Below are 18,429 nucleotides of genomic sequence, written 5' to 3'. Positions count from 1 at the left end.
TCAAGTCTGTGTCCGTGCTGGTTTTCAAATATCGTGTATGCCTTTCAGGTCGAAGTTTTATAAACGGCCATAATCCGCTCATGCGTGCCCAGTTGTCGACAATCTCCGGACACAAATAGTTGTTCCATTAGGCTCCAAGCATTTTTTCTGTTTTGCCGAGAAATTGCGCAATAGCACTTTTGATGTCAATGCCTGTACGGTCGGCCAGGACGTCTGATTGCCAGTATTAAGCCAGCGATCAATAAGATAGTACCTGATATTTTTAGCAGATTCATATTGGGTTTCGGTCTTTAACCATACCTGGCATGGGAACCACCTTGATAGCAGTGCACCATTTCAACTGTACTTTCACAAACTGCCGGGATGTCGCGCGGAAGTGAACTTTCTTCGAAAGTCCAATGGTGACATGCCTGTTTTTTTTCGGAACAGCCTGTTGAGCGATTGAGGGTGTTTAAACCCTAGTTGGTAGGCTATTTCCGACACGGTCAGGTCTGTGACAGACAAATATTCCTTTGCTTTATCCATCAGCTTTTCCTGGATATGGTACTGTGCACTTTCCCCGGTAACTGCTCTCAATAAATCGCTGACATAATGTGGCGAAAGATTGAGAGCGGCAGCCAGATACTCCACTTTGGGGATACCTCTTGTCAAGCCCTCATTTTTATTGAAATGCTCATTCATCAACTGCTCCATCCTGACAAGCATGGCGTCGCTAGCGGGCTTACGGGTGGTAAACTGCCTTGCGTAAAACCGGTTGCCGTAACTAAGCAATAATTCTATTTGGGCAAGAATAACGTCCTGCGTGTGAAGATCCGCATGCTGGCATTCCTCCTCTATTTTTGTGAAGATTTCGCTGACGCATTTTTCTTCATGCTCCGACAAGTGTAATGCTTCGCTGGTGGTATAAGAAAAGAAGCCGTAGCTCTTTATTTTCAATGCCAGCGGGTGATGGTGCAGATAGTCAGGATGAAAAAATAAGGCATAGCCCGCATCCTGTCCGGTCTCATATACCGGCGGCCCATCCAGTGAAATCACTTGTTTAGGAGCTATAAAGGTCATGACACCCTTATCATAATCGTATGGCTGCTGCCCATACTGCATCTTGCTTATCACATTTCTTTTTAATGCAATACAGTAGAAATTTAAAGAAAAGCGATCCCACACCGGATCGTCCACCGCACGTACATCGCCAACCCTTACGACGCTGATCAAAGGATGAAGAGGCTCGGTCAGGGACAAAAGACGGTGTTTCTCCGGGATCGAATTAATCACTCTCATTTCGAACCTCTGCTTTTAATAAATTAAAAAATGATCATGGACATCGCATGTAAACCAGTAAGATCAGCTACCCAGGATATGTTCCCTTATTTCTATTCTTGAAGCTTCGCTTCCGATTTCGAGCCGCCTGTCGTAGGCTGCCTGGGCATCGCTTGTGGGAATGTAGGTGACCTGGTCTTTGTCGTCCGTGGCAGCTTTATACACAACCTCTGCGACTTTTTCAGGTGTCACAGCCTGCGACATCATACTTTCGGTCATTGCGAAAAGCTTATCTTCAAGTTCCGTGTAGGCAGGATGTGAGTTCTTATCCAGTGATCTGCCCAGGAAATCAGTAGCCACCGCTCCGGGTGCTATCGTTTTAATCCTGATATGATGTAAGCCCAGCTCGAACGACATGCTCTCCGACCAACCCTGAACGCCAAATTTCGCAGCATGATAGATGGAGTGCAAAGGATACGCTAACAATCCACCCATCGATGTTGTGCTGATAAAAACCCCGCCCTTCCTTTCCCTGAAATGGGGGATAAAGGCCTGCGTGACCATGATCACTCCGAGAAGGTTGGTGTTGAGCTGCTTCAATATCTGTTCTTCGGTGAAAGCTTCCATGGCCCCCATCAGCCCGTAACCCGCATTGTTGAAGACGACATCGATGTTGTGAATCGCAATAGCCTTTTCCGCAGTATCCCTGATCTGCTTCAGGTCGGTCACATCGAGCGGCAGCAAGGTGACATTGGCGAGTTGTGCAAGTTCAACTTCTTTTGACGGGTCCCGCATCGTGGCGATCACATTCCAGCCTTTCTCTTGAAACAATTTGGCCGTTGCCTTCCCAAGTCCCGTAGAAGCTCCGGTAATAAAAATCGTCTTATTCATATGCATATGTTTTCGGTGCGCGCATTAGTGACGCGGGACAAAATTATCCAGCGAGCACCTTATCAGACTAACCAAACCGCTGATTCTTGTATCCCGATTGAGTATTTTGCCATGATCAATGGTATGATCTATATTTTGGTCTTCGAAGTTGCCGTATCAGGCTAACCTGCCATAATCATTTCGCGGTGTTTGGCTCCCCACGCGGCGAGGTCATGAATGAGGTCTTGCAGGGTCCAGCCATATTCGGTCAGATTATACTGAACCGTTACAGGCTGCGTATCCAGGACCGTTCTTTTGACCAGCTTGTTCATTTCCAGTTCTTTGAGCTCTTTACTCAGCTGTTTGTTGGAAATGCCGTCAAGGTCACTGATAATCTCTGAAAACCTTCGGGTACTGTAATAACACATGCACGAAAGGATGGAAATTTTCCACTTTCCGCTTAAAAGATCCATAGCATCGTGGATCGCCATGATATCTGCTTTATGACATATTTGCTCCGACATAAGTTACCTGGTTACCTGGAATATACTGTTACTTTTGGTAACTAAGTTACGAAAGTAAATGTTCCTGACATAGTTTTGTACCTACTAAAATTTGAAAAGATGAATTTCACAAATAAGAATGTAATCATATCCGGTGGGAGCCAGGGTATCGGACTTGCTACTGCCAAAGCATTTATTGAGCATGGCGCAAATGTGCTGATCACTGGCAGAAACCCGGAAACTCTGCAGAAAGCCGCCGAAGATATTAACGCTCCGGGCTTACAGATACTGGCTGCTGATACCTCAAATTTGAACGGGATTTCGGTTCTGGAAAAATGGGTAGCTGAAAGCGGCAAAAAAGTGGATGTACTTTATCTCAATGCGGCCATTGGCGTGTACGCACCGATTGAGCATGTTACCGAAGCGGATTTTGATGCGCAGTTCAATGTAAACGTCAAGGGTCACTTTTTTACTCTGCAACAACTCATACCACATTTGGCAGACGGTGCTTCGGTGATTTTTACTTCGTCCCGTGTCGTAGCTGCCGCGGGCATTGCGAGCAGTGTGTACTCAGCGACGAAGGCTGCTTTGAACAAGATCGCCGAGATCGCCGTCAATGAGTTGGCGGAAAGAAAAATCCGGGTGAATATCGTCAGCCCCGGCCCAATCCAGACGCCCGGACTGCTTACCGTCGCTTCGCAAGAAGTTCAGGGCTTTTTGGCGTCGAGAAGTGCACTTCAACGACTGGGCAATGCGGAAGAGGTTGCCAACACCGTGCTGTTCCTGGCCTCTGACGAAGCTGGCTACATAAATGGTGCCGATATCGCTGTCGACGGCGGATCGATTCCGTATATGCTTAAATAAAAGATTATTGATGAGGTAACCTTTGAAATGGCCGGGCAGGTAAAACTTACGGCCATTTCTCACCGATTTGCGACACACTAAACTTAACCTGATATCCACTGTTGTGATGGAGGCTGGGTCGCATTTCGTTTTCGTACTTATCGTCCTGTAAATTTACGTATGTCAGGTAACTTGGTCTTATCCTCGACCTCCCGTCATTGGCGCCGATCACTAAATCAGCGATTTCGTCCTCAAGACTGATCTCCATATTGCAGGCGCACCAAGTGCTGCTTCCCCTCTGATTATGTTTAAATTTTGCGTGGCTACAACGTTTGCTAGACTATCTCGTCTAGTTACTAAGACCAGTTTTTCTATTTAAGCTGTCGAAAAATGAGGATTTTGTAATTTTATTGATGTCTTTCGCTGCCCGGCTCATTTAGGATTTTTCCAAAACAGGCCTTGCAATCAAATTCAACACAAAGTCGATGTTTTAGCTGACTATGTTTGATGATAGCGAATCATGTACCCCGTACCAATAATGCATTCAAATATGTCGACGATTATCTTGGAAAATGTTTTTCCAGCCGATTATTCAACATTATCTACGTCTGCACTTGCGCAATTAGTCACTGAATCTTATGCTATGGACGATGTCAAATGCACGCTTTTGGTCCGTGGGGTAGGCGACACTTACCTGGTCAATTCAAAACAGGGCCGTTTCATCCTTCGTGTTTATCGTTCGTCGCATCGTAGTCTCTCCAATGTCCAAGCAGAGGTAGAGTTACTTATTACCTTAAAGCAGGCAGCCGTGCCTGTTTCTTACCCTATCATGGATCATGCCGGGGCGGCTATTCAGATTATTAAAGCGATTGAAGGTCAGAGATGTGCAGTGCTTTTTAGCTATGCGCCGGGCCAGGCGGAAAGAACATTGAATGAAGCTCAGCTGTACATTTTTGGTCAGCAGATGGCCCGTTTTCATGCGGTGTCTTCGGCCGTGACCATAACGGGAGACAGATGGACTTTTGATAAAACTACAACACTATTCGATCCATTAGTAAGGCTAAAAGCGGCTTTTGAACACGATGAAGAAAATTACACATGGCTGCAAAACGCCGCCCGCCGTGTTGATGCGCATTTGACTTCTCTTGATACCACGGAATTTACTACTGGCTATTGTCATTTCGACTTTCTGCCGAAAAACATGCACTTCGTTGGAGATTCGATTACGTTTTTTGACTTTGACTTTATGGGCCGCGGCTGGCTGATCTATGATATAGCATCCTTCTGGCAACACCTTGCCATTGATGTCTATGCAGGCCGTATGACTTCGCAGGCATTCGATGACAACTATGGTATTTTCCTTTCCGGCTACCATTCGCACCGCGCGATCAGTGAGCAAGAGTTAGCGGCAGTGCCGTATCTTGCGCTTGGATTTTGGCTGTTTTATATGGGGTTTCATACGACCCATGATCAGTTCTACAACTTTACGCAGCCCTCTCAATTAAAAGTTTATATTGCATTTTTGAAGTATCTGGAGACTAATTATTGGAGTTAAAAAATTACCCGTTGTACGGTTAACAGATTCAATTACAATTCAATATGAAGCTTATGCATAATGTTGGCAACCCTTTGCGTAATAGTACGGACCTCCCTCACACTCCTGTGTTTTAATAACCGGCTGCTATCATGTCCTTAAATGAGCAATGACGCGCTGTATGTAGATGTTTTGTAGTATCCCATCAGCAAAAAATAGTACTACTTTCAGTTACAAAAAGAAAATATTTCTTAGCTTCGCCAATAAATTCTAAAAACGTCCTATAATGAAAGAAGACAGTTTGCAGCCGGCAAAAGCTAAAAAAGCATATAATAAACCCGTTTTAAAAACACATGGCACGCTTAGCAAAATAACCAGAGCGTTGGGAAAATTGGGTAGTTCATTCGATGCAGCAAACAATATGTCTAACTTTGAAGAGTAAACTTCTTTCAAATCGTATTCCGGGAATAGTTTGTACCTCTTTGCTTTTTGTTCTATTGTCTCCATAACTCATGACCGGGGGTAATTGTGCGAATAATTAGAGTTGTTTGATGTGCTGCTCCTTCCGTCTTTTGGCATCCTGGTAGATGAAGATTGCGAAAATGAAGATAATGGCGCCGAGCATAAACAAACCTTCTCCCTGCTAACGGATTAGAAAGTAAATGGCGGTATTGCAGGATTGGTTGACCTGATCTGTTGTCAGGCCCTGGTGAAGGGTAGATGTGGCGGGCATGAGGTGTAGGTTTATTCTTTCGTAAACTGCTCGATCCGCTCCTTGCAAATACGTTCTGTTAATTCTTTAAGCAGTTTCACCCGCTCGCTCAGATATACTAACTCTGCTTTTTCGATCTTGTAATGCATCTCATATCTCGCATCGATGTATGCCTTTTTTAAGAGTTCAAACAATCGCTTTTCCTCTGGTGTACTTTTCGGAAAAACCGTTCCAAAAGCGGAATGAAGTTTCTCAACCTGATTTCCTAATTTCTCTATGTCGTGAATTTTTGGTTTGTAGTCGGTGAAAACTAAAAGAATGGTGACATAAAACCTTTCGGTCGCTTGATGCAGCAAAAAGACCGCCTCTTTGTAATATTCCGAGTCACTTTCACCTTTCTGAAAATACATTTCAAAGCCTTCAAGAAATCGGCTTGCGGACTTAAACCATTGCTCAAAAGAATTTTCTGCTTTTTTCTGACGTTCTTCTGAACTCATATTTTTCGGCTCGGAGAATTTAAATTTTCCCGAATCAAAAAGCATGATCCCTTCTTTTAAAATATCGACAAAAAAATATTCATTTCGTTCGATCTTATCATTTACAAACCCGATACTGTGATGAATGATGGTGACACTTGTTTGCTCATCATTACTATTTATTATCTTGTTCAAGTCCCACCACTTTTTGTCATCTTTGGCGGATTTCCTGTCTTTGGTAATGACTAAAATGTCATAATCGCTTACATATTCGGTGTGCTCCTGAAAATCCTCGACCCAATCGCCACGTGCGTGGCTGCCGAAGAGGATGACCATTTCGGCTGGGACTTTTTCAATGATGATTTTGGTGAGGGTTTTTAGCTCTTCCTGTTTGTGGTCGGGGAGGTGCGAGAGGGTGGTTTTCATGCGTGTGTGGTGGCGAATGTGCAGATCTTTTTGTTTTACCTCAGTTTCTTATTTTCCGTCCCTGTCATTTATTCCTTTGACTTTGTCTGCGGGTAAACTATTGTAAATTCCGCTTACTTTTTTGGGAAGAGCGATCATATATTCAACTATGATATTTACCAAATCGAACAGCTGTCCAACTGTTGCCGGATTATCTGTATCAACCTGCCCAGGATGAACTGCATCATTTCCGGTTACCCTGACAATGTCCAAAGATTGTTGCACAATAATGGGAAGTCCCTTCTTAACCAGATTACCAACATCTGTATTGATATTTTTTCCTTCCTCGCCGAGTTCTTTACACAAAACTTGAATCGAAAGTCTAAGAAGGGCAGCAGCCCCTCTTGGGGATTTTGAGCTGATAGATGAGGCTTCTAAGTAAAGTTTTAAAACAGGTTCAGGCATTTCAGGGTTTGGAACCGGGGCATTGCCTGAGTCTGGGAAATACATCTTATCCTCAATCCACAGTGTTACCAAATCGCAATGTTGGCATTTACCACCTCTTATAGGATGTTTTTCTTTGGGATGAGGCATGGGACTTCCATGCCTCATTATCCACCACCAATCTTGTTTTGCGATTGCACCACAGTGAGGGCACGTAAATGAATTAAGGAAAACCTGTGGCTGGATATATTTCATACGATTAGGTTCAAATCAATGCTCTATTTTAGGAAAGTCCGTATAATCCTTAATGTACTTAGAGAAATCCTGTCCCGAACATTCCGCTTTCCCTTTCGAGAAAGAAAAGTAAAACGTAATATTTCCCTTAGCCGCTGAACCTACTTTATCATTTTCAAAATGGTTAAGCAGATAATCCTGTCGAATGATCACTGGCTTCGACCATTCATCGTTATGCCTGACCATGAAAACATAGTGGACGGGAATATTAGAAATGTTCTGAAGACTTTTGACAGACACATTGAATTGGCCGCTGAAACTATCTTTTCGTGAGGTGGATGTTGACGTTTTGACTTGCACTCGTCTTAATGTTCCATTATCATCCTGAACCACAAAAATATCATCTCCAATATCAACCTCAGGAATAGCTACATTCCAGCCGAGCATTAAAAATTCAGACATAATGGCCAGGTGCCCAGCCTTCCCAAGATATTGATTAAACTTTTTCGTCACGCGGGTTTACTTTGTATAGTATGTTTCCTGTTTGAGTGTCAACGAATTGAATCTCGTCGAACTGGTTGAGATCACTCTTGCTGTCAACACCCAATAGCGCGGGATAAATGTGACTTTCGAGTTTTCCCGCATAAACTTCAAAATCGCTTTTTGTGTCGTACCCTACAAAAATATTGTTAGCGGGATGCGCATTGGGAAAAAGTTTCCTGATGAAGTCACGAATCGATGGCGAGATACTAAATGAGTATCCATCCATCTGCTTATTTACCCTTATTTTGATTGCGTCCATTTCTAAGCCAATTTAACGTACTGATCTTCTAATGTCACATTGAAATGAATATCTGCTTTCAATGCTTTAAAAACCTTCAAAATAGTATCAATTGTTGCACTATTCGTACTGCTTTCCAATTTGGATATTTGAGATTTTTGGACTCCCAAAAGTTGCCCTAATTGCTCTTGCGTCAAGTTTCGTTCTTGTCGTGCCGTTTTTATCATTCGTCCCAATACGTCCATACGAAGTTCATATTCGTATTCATCTCTTTCAGTTGAGCCAACCTGTCCGATATATTTATCTTTCATTTCGGCAAGCGAGTACGATTTAATTTCTTTCGTTTTCATATTCTATTTCACGGATTTACTTTCGTCGTTGGTTTGTTCAGCCAGGTCGATATTGTAAAATACTTTTTTCGCAGATTTTGTGTCAAGTCCGGCAATGAATTTGTCGGCTTCTTCTAAAAACCTGGTCTGAAAGTAGTGCATGTGACTTTCAGACAAAGCTGCTAAAAGTTTCCAAATATTGCAACAATGTATTTAAAAAATTTTGGAGTTGGAAGATTTACAAGTCCCCTGCAACTTGTTGAAAACCAACAAATGCACTAGCGGATGATGCGAATACTCAGCGGATTAATGGATAAAGGAATCTTCTCAAACAGGTTTCTGTGGTGCCCGGTAAACATAACCAGCCTGTCGTGGGCAGGATGTTGTAAGAATGAAAGAAAGTGAGTGCAAACTTACCTTATGAAGCCAATTGAATGGCAAACCGCAGGCCCACTTGCGAGCCTGCGGATAAATCCGTTGTAACGAGTATTTTTTTATGGTTGTTTTTTAAACCAGGTAGGTTGATTGATCTGAATTCCATGTCCAATTCAAAATTTCGGGCATGTCTTCGCCGTGGATGTTAATGTAAGCTTTGTGATCGAGCAGCTTGTCGCGGAGATATTGTTTGAGATAGGCACCTTTTGCGCCTAAACCTGGCAGACGATCAATGACGTCGCTAGCCAGATGGAACCGGTCCAGATCATTGAGCACAACCATATCAAAAGGGGTCGTGGTTGTCCCTTCACCTTTATATCCGCGCACGTGCAGATTTTTGTGATTGGTACGGCGGTAGGTGAGGCGGTGGATCAGCAACGGGTATCCATGAAATGCGAAAATGATGGGTTTGTCTTTGGTGAAAAGAATATCAAAATCCTTGTCATTCAATCCATGCGGATGTTCGCTTTCAGGTTGCAACGCCATCAGATCCACCACATTAATAACACGAATCTTTAATTCAGGTAAATGCTCTCTGAGAATTTGGACAGCTGCAATGGTTTCAAGCGTAGGCACGTCTCCGGCGCAGGCCATGACCACATCGGGTTCAAAGCCTTCGTCATTACTCGCCCATTTCCAGATGCCCAAGCCCGCCGTACAATGTTTGATCGCGGCATCCATATCCAGCCACTGCATTTCGGGCTGTTTCCCGGCAACGATCACATTGATATAATCCCGGCTTCTGAGGCAATGGTCTGTTACCGAAAGCAAAGTATTGGCATCCGGTGGCAAATAGATGCGGACAATGTCTGCCTTTTTATTGGCTACAACATCCAGGAAACCAGGGTCTTGGTGACTATTTCCATTGTGGTCCTGACGCCAAACATGCGAGGTAAGCAGGTAATTCAGCGAGGCGATTGGTTTACGCCATGGCAGGTTCCTGGTAACTTGAAGCCACTTTGCATGTTGGTTAAACATCGAATCCACGATGTGAATGAATGCTTCATAACAGGAAAATAGCCCATGCCTGCCAGTTAACAAATACCCTTCCAGCCATCCCTGACAAAGATGTTCACTGAGGACTTCCATTACCCGGCCATCAGGCGAAATGTGGTTATCACCCGGAACGATCTCAGCGGTGGATGTTCTTTCGGTTAATTCAAATAAATGGGAAAGTCGGTTGGAAGCGGTTTCATCAGGACCGAAAATCCTGAAATTCCGTTCATGCCAGTTGGTTTTCATTATATCCCTGAGAAACCCACCCGAGAGCAGGGTTGCTTCGGCAGTGACATTTCCGGGGGTAGGCACTGCAACTGCATGATCTCTGAAATCGGGCATTTTTAAGTTCACCAGGAGCGATCCGCCGTTGGCACTTGGATGTGCGCCCATTCTTCTGTTGCCTTTCGGGGCCAGTTCAGCAAGTTCGGCGATCAACTTTCCGTTTTCGTCAAAAAGCAATTCGGGGTTGTAGCTTTTCATCCAGTTTTCAAGCATTTGGACGTGATCTGGTTTGGTGGCCAGCTCTGCCAGTGGAACCTGATGCGCGCGCCAGGTTCCTTCTATTGGAAGCCCGTCGACCACTTTTGGCCCTGTCCATCCTTTTGGCGAACGGAAAATGATCATCGGCCAAACCGGGCGCTTTTGATATCCATAAACCCGCGCCTCACTCTGTATCTCCCGGATTTCTTCTATCACAATATCCAATGTAGAAGCCAGTAATTCGTGCATGGTGTCCGGATCTTCACCTTCCACAAAATAAGGGTTGTATCCGTAGCCGCGGAAAAGCTGTTCCAGTTCTTCTTTTGGAATTCTCGCTAAAATTGTGGGATTGGCTATTTTATAACCATTCAAATGCAGGATCGGAAGTACCGCGCCATCATGAACGGGGTTCAGGAATTTGTTCGAATGCCAGCTTGCCGCCAGTGCCCCGGTTTCAGCTTCGCCATCACCGATGACACATGCTGCGATCAGATAGGGATTGTCAAAAACAGCACCAAAAGCATGGACAAGTGAATAACCAAGTTCACCGCCTTCGTTAATGGAGCCGGGAGTTTCCGGCGCTACGTGACTGGGGATACCACCGGGAAATGAAAACTGCTTGAAAAGTTTCTGTAATCCGGTTTCGTCTTCTGTGATATCAGGGTAAACTTCGCTGTACGTTCCTTCCAGATAAGTATTAGCCACCAGTCCGGGACCTCCATGCCCCGGGCCAGTCACAAAAATGATATTCAGATCGTACTGTTTGATGATACGGTTAAGATGGACATAAATAAAATTTAGTCCGGGCGTAGTACCCCAATGCCCCAGTAGCCGTGGTTTGATATGTTCAAGCGTCAACTTTTCTTTCAGTAACGGATTGCCATATAGGTATATCTGGCCAACTGATAAATAGTTGGCTGCCTGCCAGTAGGCATTCATTTTTCTCAGTAATTCCGGCGATAAAGTTTTTACTTCAAGGCCAGCTTCTTCAATTTCCATAATTCTATTGTTTAATGGCAAGATTTAAAACCTGGCTGACAAGCCTGCTGGGAACTTGACTTTTCAAACTTCATTATTTATCAGGCGACGCCAGGGTCAAAGTGTCCACTGCGGCCTCCCATCATAACGCCCGAGGCAGGTGAAAAACGCACACCAGTTCTTGATGACCTCCCATTAGTGGTGAGATTATTGTTTGTCAAATCAGTCATAACCGCTTTTAATCACAGTTGAAACCATTTTGCTTTACTAACTCATCAATTCATCAGTGATAAGTATCAGCGGGCAATAACAATAAAGTTGAGGCTATTTTGCGCGCAAACTGTTACAGATGCGCTGCAACAAGTTGCATCAATCACAGGTTAGAAACGGGTGGATTATTTGATTGGGAAAAAAATATCCGGCTGCAAATCACAAGTGCTACCGATCGATCCGGGGCCTGATCCAGAGCCCTGTTATGATTTTTTCAGTTTCCGCGTCTGCGGTTGACTGAATACTGGAAAAAGTGCGCAGCTCCGAAAAACTTTTTTAATGGTCTAAAATGATATTAAGTTTTCAATCGGATGTGACCGGTCATAAAACAAAAAATCCTCCCAGGTTGGGAGGATTTTTCAATGCTAGCAAATATAAATGGTCAGATTACTGATACATTAACTGCATTCAGGCCTTTTCTGCCATCTTCAACTTCGTAAGATACACTGTCATTTTGTTGGATATCATCGATCAGGCCAGATACATGTACAAAAAGATCCGCACCACCATGTTCGGGAGCGATGAAACCAAAACCTTTGGTGTCATTGAAAAACTTAACTGTTCCTTTATTCATAACTTTATTTTATAATAAAGTGTAAATGTAAAATAATATTCCGATATATACAAGTATTTTATACAAAACGTAAAATATGATTCTATTTTTGAGAAATCAGTTGCGTCTATTATGTTATGGAAAATTTATTTGGGGGGCCTTCCGATCAGCAGATCTTTGGAATTTATACGCATCTCGAGAAGCTCCGCCCGGCGCAATTAGAGCGGCTAAATACGCTTGTGCAAACCCGGCCTATTCTACTCAAAGGCGAATTTTATATACGGGCAACTTCTCAAAACGGGATCGATTTTGTTTTTCCGGACCCAACTTTACTCTCTGAACACCAGGTGATTGCTTGGTCGCGAATACTGGATGGTAAAGAGGTCCTTTGTGCTGTGAATTTAGACGAGTATGATCTGGCGGTACGCTATGCAACTATAGACAACGCCTTGCATGAGGTAAATTCCAGTATGCGATGCTTGTTCGCCTCAGAGCTGAGTCCCGCCGAACTCAATGTGGAAGAGCGGAATGGTAAGGCGATCCGATTAACTATTCCTCCCCGCGCTTTGGTAATTTACGGATAACGGGCCGCTTTTATTTTTGAGTGAGCTGTTTTGTAAATAAGGTACAATACCGTCTGTGGAATTCATTTTCGGAATCCCTATAGGTGGTCACTGCCCCCGTAGGGTAATGCACTTCAGTTTGCCCTTTCCATCCTCTTCTAAGCTCGCCAAGTTAAAGGCAGTACAAAAATCGAACGGCTCTGCTTTTTAACTAATTGTATAGTTTTTAAACTAATAAATAAGTTATACATTTGGTTTATATCAATTAAAACAGGACATCATCGGCATTGTCTGATCTAAACTCACGTTGGCTATGATACAAAATTACATTACAGTTGCCTCGCGTAATCTGTTGAAGAATAAGGCAATTTCGTTCATTATGATATTTGGGTTGGCTGCTGGTATAGCCGCTTTTCTCTTGATCATTCAGTATGTATTCTCTGAGTTTAGCTATGATGAATTTCATACTAATGCTGAAAATATCTATCGTATTCGACTCGATGATTATAAACAGGGTGTTCTTACCAACAGCAGTACAATCAGCTACCACGCCGAAGCTCCGGCCATAAAAGAAACCTTTCCTGAGGTTGAGAATTTTGTTCGGCTGCACAGGGCAGACGGCATGGTCAGTTACCGGAAACCATCGGGAGAACTGATCAGCTATCATGAGAAAAAGGCATTTTACGCCGACTCGTCTCTATTTGATGTATTTTCATTCCGGTTGCTAAGAGGCGCTGCCAATCAGGTGCTGCGTCGGCCTGAGTCCGTGGTGATTTCAGAAACGACGGCCCGGAAGTATTTTGGTCGGCAAAATCCGATTGGCAAAACGCTCTCGTTAAGTTCGGATTGGCAGGGAGGTGACTACATTGTCGAAGGGGTCTTTGCGGATATTCCGGTGAACAGTCATATCCATTTCGATTTTGTTTTTGCCATCCAGAATCTGCTTAAAAATCAGCAGTTTGCCACAGGAGGCTGGTATTGGACCAATTTCTATACATATCTGCTACTTAAACCAGGTACCTTGCCAAAAGCATTGGAGAGGAGGCTTTCTGGTGTAATTGAAAAGCATATCGGAAAACAACTAAAAAAGTATAAAGTCACGCAAACATTCGTTTTACAACCCCTTCGTTCCATTCACCTCCATTCTCAAACAGCATCAGAAGTCGAACCAAACGGAAAAATTGGTACCGTTTATGTGTTTATCCTGGTTGCTTTCCTGATTCTGGCCATTGGCTGGCTAAATTATATAAACCTGTCCACGGCCAGAGGAATTGAACGTGCTAAGGAGGTAGGTCTCCGCAAAGCACTGGGTTCCGCAAAACGACAACTGATTCAGCAATTTCTTGTTGAGTCGTTAGGCCTTAACTTGTTCTCTGTGTTCATCGGAATTGGCCTTTTCTTACTGGCGCTGGTGATCTTTTCCGATTGGATTCAGGCTACCAACGGCTTTTCCATGCTTCTGGACCCCTTGTTCTGGATCGTATCTTTCACTGTGGTTTTTCTGGGTTTTTTTCTTTCCGCATTTTACCCTGCTTTTGTCCTTTCCTCGTTTAAACCGACTGCCATTTTAAAAGGGTATTTGCCTAAGCAAACCGGAGGCGAATCGTTCCGTAAATCCCTGGTAGTGTTTCAGTTTACAGCTTCGGTTTTCCTGATTATTGCCACATTGGTCATCAATCAGCAGCTTACTTTCATGCAGCAGCAGGATTTAGGGATGAACATCAGCCAGCAGCTTGTAGTTAAAGCCCCCAAAATATTGCGAACAGACAGCTTTACCAATGACATTCGCTTCTTCAAGGACCGGATATTATCGCATACCGGTGTCCGTCAGGTTACTGCTTCCTCCGAGGTTCCGGGGCAGGAAATTTTCTGGACAGCCGAATGGCAACGGTTCCATCAGGCTGCCGCCGATTTCAAACTGTGCAGTATGCTGGCTGTTGATGAGGATTTTATACCAACGTATAACATTAAGTTATTGGCCGGACGAAATTTCAGTAAGGATTTATTACTTGATAACGAATCGGTTATTGTTAATAAAAGCGCCTTAAAGGCTTTTTGCTTTACATCGGCTGAAGAGGCGATTAATCAGGAAATTGGCAACGTGATACCTAAGAAGATTGTTGGCGTCGTTAATGACTTTCATCAGCAATCCCTGAAAACGGCAAATGGTCCTATTATTTTTCAGCATATACCCTGGAATAGTAGCTTTTTGACGATTGCATTACGAAGCAATCATCTGGGGCAATCAGTAGCAATGCTTCAAAAAGACTATCAGGAAGCATTTCCCGGCAATGCATTTGAATTTTTTTTCTTGGATGATCATTTTCAAAGGCAGTACGAATCGGATGAACGGGTAGCCGATCTGTTTGGTTGGTTTGCGCTAGTAGCAATTGGTATTGCCTGTTTAGGTCTTTTGGGTCTGGCGATGTTCACGGCTAAAAATCGTACAAAGGAAATTGGTATTCGAAAAGTGCTGGGAGCCAGCGTAGGCAGCGTCGTCATGCTATTGTCAAGGGATTTTCTCAAGCCGGTCGTTCTAGCTATCCTATTGGCTTCGCCCCTTGCTTGGTACGCTATGACCTGGTGGTTACAGGACTTCGCGTATAAAACTGACATCAGGTTATGGGCATTTTTGGTTGCTGGTGTGCTGGCAATAGGAATTGCCTTGGTAACTGTAAGTTTTCAAAGTGTCAAAGCAGCGTTGACGAACCCCGTGAAGAGCTTACGTGGGGAATAAGTTTTTACCTATTGGGGAAGTACTGGTCCAGGTGTCGCATCCTTCCGATCAAATTCAGTTCGATGCATGAGCGGAACACACTGGCAGGGGCATTCGTGCTTTGAGTCCGTAATGGGGCGTTTTCATTCAAAGGAGGCTACCAGCTCGTGACATACATTAATGGCGAAAGAGGTAAATATGCAGGGATTGCCGGCACCATTTCAATTAATAATACGCGAATTCTTCGTCTGGCCGACGTTAAATTATGGGTGGCTGAGGCTTATCTACAAACAAACCAGGTGACAAAAGCACTGGAACATGTGAACGGCATACGGTAACGGGCGAGAAGGTCGACATGGGGCCGCAATACAACGAAACGCTCTGGGGTTTGATGTCACCGTTCATTTTGCTGATGCCGATTCCGATTGCTGAAATGGACAGCCACCCGGAATTGCTTAAACCCGGTCAAAATCCAGTATACTGACAGTTTTTGATTACATAAAGATACCTGATCCGACATATTAAATGAATATGAAAAGAAGAGCTTTTATCAAAAATGCCGCGGGTGCTGCTACCTCGGCGATCGCATTTCCCACATTGATCCCCGCGTCGGCGCTTGGGAAAAACGGATTTGTAAGTCCGTCGGATCGGATCAATCTGGCATTCATCGGAGCAGGCAATCAGGCCGAAAATGACGTAAAAGGTTTCCTGCCCGACAAGCGGGTCCAGATTACCACCATTTGCGACGTCAATAAGAAAAGCACCGGCTACTGGGACGGAAAATTGGGTGGTCGCGAGTATCTCATGGAACTCGTTGATGATTTTTACAGCAAGGAGAACGGTAAGACTTATAAATCGACCAAAGGATCGCTCGATTTCAGGGAAGTGATCGATCGCAAAGACATCGACGCGGTGGCGGTGCTGACACCCGACCACTGGCATTCTATACCGGTGCTGATGGCAGCCAAAGCCGGAAAAGATATGTATTGTCAGAAACCTTTATCGCTGACCATTTCCGAGGGAAGGGCGATGAGCGATGCAGTAAAAAAGTATGGGGTCGTGTTTCAGACTGGCAGCCAGCAAAGATCGGCACCGGAATTCCTCCGGGCTTGCGAATTGGTGAGAAACGGCAGGATCGGCAAGTTGGAAAAGGTGGTTTGCGGCTTGCCCGGAGGGACGCCTGATTTTGGGAAAACGGGTCATTTGACGGCTCCGACTTCGGTCCCGGAGGATTTTGATTACCAAACCTGGCTGGGCCCAGCTCCCGAGGCTCCTTACTGTCCGGCGCGGACCCATGTTAATTTCAGGTGGAACCTGGACTATTCCGGAGGGATGGTCACCGACTGGGGAGCGCACCATCTCGACATTGCACAATGGGGAATCGGAACGGACCATACCGGTCCGGTAGAGGTCAGAAACGCCAAAGCGAAGTGGTCGAAAGATCCGGTCTGGAATACGGCGGTGGAATTCTATTTTGAATGCATTTACGAAAACGGCGTTCAATTGATTGTGGGATCGGATGCGGCCCAGGCGCCTCGTGGCATTACCTTTCACGGTTCGGAAGGCCAGGTTTGGGTATCAAGAGGTAGTTACAAAGTCACTCCCGAAAAGATCGATTCTACCGTAATCCGCGATACAGAGTTGCGTCTGTATAAAAGTGAAAACCATTACCGCAACTTTGTAGACTGCGTAATCTCGCGGAAACCGACGGCTGCACCGGCAGAGATCGGGCATCGTTCTGTGACCATCGCTCATCTGGGGAACATTGCCTTGCTGCTCAATCAGGATTTGAAATGGAACCCCGAAAAAGAGGAGTTTGTAGAAAATTTTGCGGCAAATCAGTTGCGTGCCCGTGTGATGCGCGAGCCCTGGGGAGAGCTTTATAGAAAACACAAAGTGTAATATAAAAATGAAGCTTTCTATTATCACCTGGCTGCCTCGGCAGGGTGCAGTACAGAGGAAATGACTGAAAAATTGCTGGCAAGGGCGGGAGTTATACCCCTCGGAAGGATGGCAGATCCTGCCAAAATAGCAGAACTGATGCTTTTCTTGGTTTCAAAGGTTTCCTATATCACAGGACACAATTTGGTCGCCGATGGCGGCAACTTCCCTGTTTTGTAAGTGGGCATACTCTGGCCTGGGGGTTTCCAGGGTTTCCGTCGGGCTATTATTCCTCGCGCCCACTTACGAACTATTTCAGTGTATTTTGTCTCACGCAGTAGTGTCACCGGCCTGCAAGCAATGAACGGACAGTTCGTTTTTTGCGGGAAAGGGTGGTATCTGTGTTCAAAACAAGAGACAAGTGCGCTAAAAAGCCACAGGTTAAAGCCAGAAGAATGGTGAAATCACACCAGTTAGTCCACAGTTTGAACTGGCCTAATCTTTGTGACAGTAATAATATATTATTGATAACTAGATAGTTACCACTTGTTTACTAAGCAAGTTAAATTAAACTTTACTTTATGTCCCCGAAAATACCATCTACTCCTGACCATGCATGTATACTCATCAGGCACCTGAGCGAAAGGTCCTTTGAACTTACCGCACAAGAATATAAAAGGCATCAGCTTGTGATCAAACAAAAGCAACAGGTTCTTGATCTGGACTCGGACGCCGTTGATTACCAGTCTCAGAAAACTTTTTTGATGCAAAAGCAAGCAAAAAAAACCGAGTGTCGGATGTTTGTTGTAGAAAATCGCTGGTTGCTGCTATTACATAAGCACAAACAGGAATTGGAGGTCAACGGCCTGCCCGTCCCTGATGAGTTGCAAACATTGCCTTCATTACACAACTCTGTTTTATGTGGTGCGACGGTAACGTCGTGTTGAAACTTTATCCTTCATATGAAAGCCGGTCCGCAGAACCGGATTTCGCTTTTGAGCCGAAATTTCCGTGTGGACACACTGTCTGGCAGTGACGACATCTGAAAAAGTTTATTTCAGCGGGAATTTTTTTTCACCGGTCCATCCCGCCGAATTGAACGCCCGCAAGCATCCGGCACAGTATACAATTGGTTATCCGGCAAATCATCGAAAAGCGCCTTTCAA

The 18,429-nt window shown here is 44.5% G+C and carries 20 protein-coding genes and 1 pseudogene; 9 read left to right on the top strand and 12 right to left on the bottom strand.

The genetic code is table 11. The annotated features are described in order from the left end of the window. Window positions 1-348: 348 nt before the first annotated feature. From FBF61_RS03805 to FBF61_RS03795, 3 genes are all read right to left on the bottom strand, one after another. Complete coding sequence (locus FBF61_RS03805) at window positions 349-1,278, bottom strand: helix-turn-helix domain-containing protein (protein ID WP_138475821.1); 930 nt, start codon at window positions 1,276-1,278, stop codon at window positions 349-351. Between the two features lie 63 nt (window positions 1,279-1,341). Next, window positions 1,342-2,148 carry an SDR family oxidoreductase gene (locus tag FBF61_RS03800; RefSeq protein WP_138475820.1) on the bottom strand — a complete coding sequence of 269 codons (807 nt, stop codon included), beginning with the start codon at window positions 2,146-2,148 and terminating at the stop codon, window positions 1,342-1,344. A 161-nt stretch (window positions 2,149-2,309) separates the two neighbouring features. Next, entirely contained in the window at window positions 2,310-2,651 is a 342-nt protein-coding gene (locus FBF61_RS03795; protein ID WP_138475819.1) for a winged helix-turn-helix transcriptional regulator, read from the bottom strand. Window positions 2,652-2,750: 99 nt separating this feature from the next. Between FBF61_RS03795 and FBF61_RS03790 the strand changes: the two genes are divergently transcribed. The 3 genes from FBF61_RS03790 to FBF61_RS34445 all read left to right on the top strand — a co-directional run bounded on the left by FBF61_RS03790 (window position 2,751) and on the right by FBF61_RS34445 (window position 5,449). Further along, window positions 2,751-3,494 (top strand): SDR family oxidoreductase, encoded by a 744-nt coding sequence (locus FBF61_RS03790; RefSeq protein ID WP_138475818.1) that lies wholly within the window; start codon window positions 2,751-2,753, stop codon window positions 3,492-3,494. 529 nt (window positions 3,495-4,023) lie between these two features. Further along, window positions 4,024-5,028, top strand: coding sequence for a phosphotransferase enzyme family protein (locus FBF61_RS03785; RefSeq protein ID WP_166444416.1), 1,005 nt, complete (start codon window positions 4,024-4,026; stop codon window positions 5,026-5,028). A gap of 265 nt (window positions 5,029-5,293) precedes the next feature. Next, on the top strand, window positions 5,294-5,449 hold the full coding sequence (locus tag FBF61_RS34445; RefSeq protein ID WP_166444415.1) for a hypothetical protein: 156 nt from the start codon (window positions 5,294-5,296) through the stop codon (window positions 5,447-5,449). Window positions 5,450-5,751: 302 nt separating this feature from the next. Here the strand turns inward: FBF61_RS34445 and FBF61_RS03780 are convergent, their stop codons facing one another. The 9 genes from FBF61_RS03780 to FBF61_RS03745 form a co-directional block, all read right to left on the bottom strand. Beyond that, window positions 5,752-6,621 (bottom strand): HEPN domain-containing protein, encoded by an 870-nt coding sequence (locus FBF61_RS03780; RefSeq protein WP_138475816.1) that lies wholly within the window; start codon window positions 6,619-6,621, stop codon window positions 5,752-5,754. Window positions 6,622-6,669: 48 nt separating this feature from the next. Next, a complete protein-coding gene (locus tag FBF61_RS03775) occupies window positions 6,670-7,299 on the bottom strand; it encodes a DUF4145 domain-containing protein (protein WP_138475815.1) in 630 nt (209 codons plus the stop codon). A gap of 15 nt (window positions 7,300-7,314) precedes the next feature. Then, a complete protein-coding gene (locus tag FBF61_RS03770) occupies window positions 7,315-7,740 on the bottom strand; it encodes a hypothetical protein (protein ID WP_166444414.1) in 426 nt (141 codons plus the stop codon). Between the two features lie 34 nt (window positions 7,741-7,774). Then, the gene (locus tag FBF61_RS03765) at window positions 7,775-8,080 is read right to left on the bottom strand and encodes a hypothetical protein (RefSeq protein WP_138475813.1); all 306 of its coding nucleotides are present in this window, start codon (window positions 8,078-8,080) and stop codon (window positions 7,775-7,777) included. Between the two features lie 2 nt (window positions 8,081-8,082). Beyond that, a complete protein-coding gene (locus FBF61_RS03760) occupies window positions 8,083-8,409 on the bottom strand; it encodes a helix-turn-helix domain-containing protein (protein ID WP_138475812.1) in 327 nt (108 codons plus the stop codon). A 3-nt stretch (window positions 8,410-8,412) separates the two neighbouring features. After that, window positions 8,413-8,565, bottom strand: coding sequence for a hypothetical protein (locus FBF61_RS03755; protein ID WP_205748220.1), 153 nt, complete (start codon window positions 8,563-8,565; stop codon window positions 8,413-8,415). A 330-nt stretch (window positions 8,566-8,895) separates the two neighbouring features. Then, on the bottom strand, window positions 8,896-11,301 hold the full coding sequence (locus tag FBF61_RS03750; protein WP_138475811.1) for a phosphoketolase family protein: 2,406 nt from the start codon (window positions 11,299-11,301) through the stop codon (window positions 8,896-8,898). Between the two features lie 80 nt (window positions 11,302-11,381). Further along, on the bottom strand, window positions 11,382-11,510 hold the full coding sequence (locus FBF61_RS35460; RefSeq protein WP_374756599.1) for a hypothetical protein: 129 nt from the start codon (window positions 11,508-11,510) through the stop codon (window positions 11,382-11,384). Window positions 11,511-11,932: 422 nt separating this feature from the next. Continuing rightward, on the bottom strand, window positions 11,933-12,124 hold the full coding sequence (locus FBF61_RS03745; RefSeq protein ID WP_138475810.1) for a cold-shock protein: 192 nt from the start codon (window positions 12,122-12,124) through the stop codon (window positions 11,933-11,935). Window positions 12,125-12,240: 116 nt separating this feature from the next. Here FBF61_RS03745 and FBF61_RS03740 point away from each other — a divergent pair, with 116 nt between their 5' ends. The 6 genes and pseudogenes from FBF61_RS03740 (at window position 12,241) to FBF61_RS03715 (ending at window position 18,210) form a co-directional block, all read left to right on the top strand. Continuing rightward, window positions 12,241-12,687, top strand: a complete 447-nt coding sequence (locus tag FBF61_RS03740; protein WP_138475809.1) for a hypothetical protein — start codon at window positions 12,241-12,243, stop codon at window positions 12,685-12,687. Between the two features lie 292 nt (window positions 12,688-12,979). Beyond that, window positions 12,980-15,403, top strand: a complete 2,424-nt coding sequence (locus FBF61_RS03735) for an ABC transporter permease (RefSeq protein ID WP_138475808.1) — start codon at window positions 12,980-12,982, stop codon at window positions 15,401-15,403. A gap of 137 nt (window positions 15,404-15,540) precedes the next feature. Next, window positions 15,541-15,720 (top strand): annotated as a pseudogene (locus FBF61_RS03730) (RagB/SusD family nutrient uptake outer membrane protein); the annotation flags it as partial. Between the two features lie 193 nt (window positions 15,721-15,913). Then, window positions 15,914-17,284 (top strand): Gfo/Idh/MocA family protein, encoded by a 1,371-nt coding sequence (locus FBF61_RS03725; RefSeq protein WP_138475806.1) that lies wholly within the window; start codon window positions 15,914-15,916, stop codon window positions 17,282-17,284. A 60-nt stretch (window positions 17,285-17,344) separates the two neighbouring features. Further along, window positions 17,345-17,503 carry an SDR family oxidoreductase gene (locus tag FBF61_RS03720; protein ID WP_138475805.1) on the top strand — a complete coding sequence of 53 codons (159 nt, stop codon included), beginning with the start codon at window positions 17,345-17,347 and terminating at the stop codon, window positions 17,501-17,503. Window positions 17,504-17,844: 341 nt separating this feature from the next. Next, window positions 17,845-18,210, top strand: a complete 366-nt coding sequence (locus FBF61_RS03715; protein ID WP_138475804.1) for a hypothetical protein — start codon at window positions 17,845-17,847, stop codon at window positions 18,208-18,210. The last annotated feature ends 219 nt before the right edge of the window (window positions 18,211-18,429 follow it).

Source organism: Dyadobacter bucti, from assembly GCF_005869225.1.
Taxonomy (GTDB): domain Bacteria; phylum Bacteroidota; class Bacteroidia; order Cytophagales; family Spirosomataceae; genus Dyadobacter; species Dyadobacter bucti.
The sequence above is the reverse complement of the archived record's forward strand: the minus strand, read 5'-3'. Positions and strand labels throughout refer to the sequence as shown.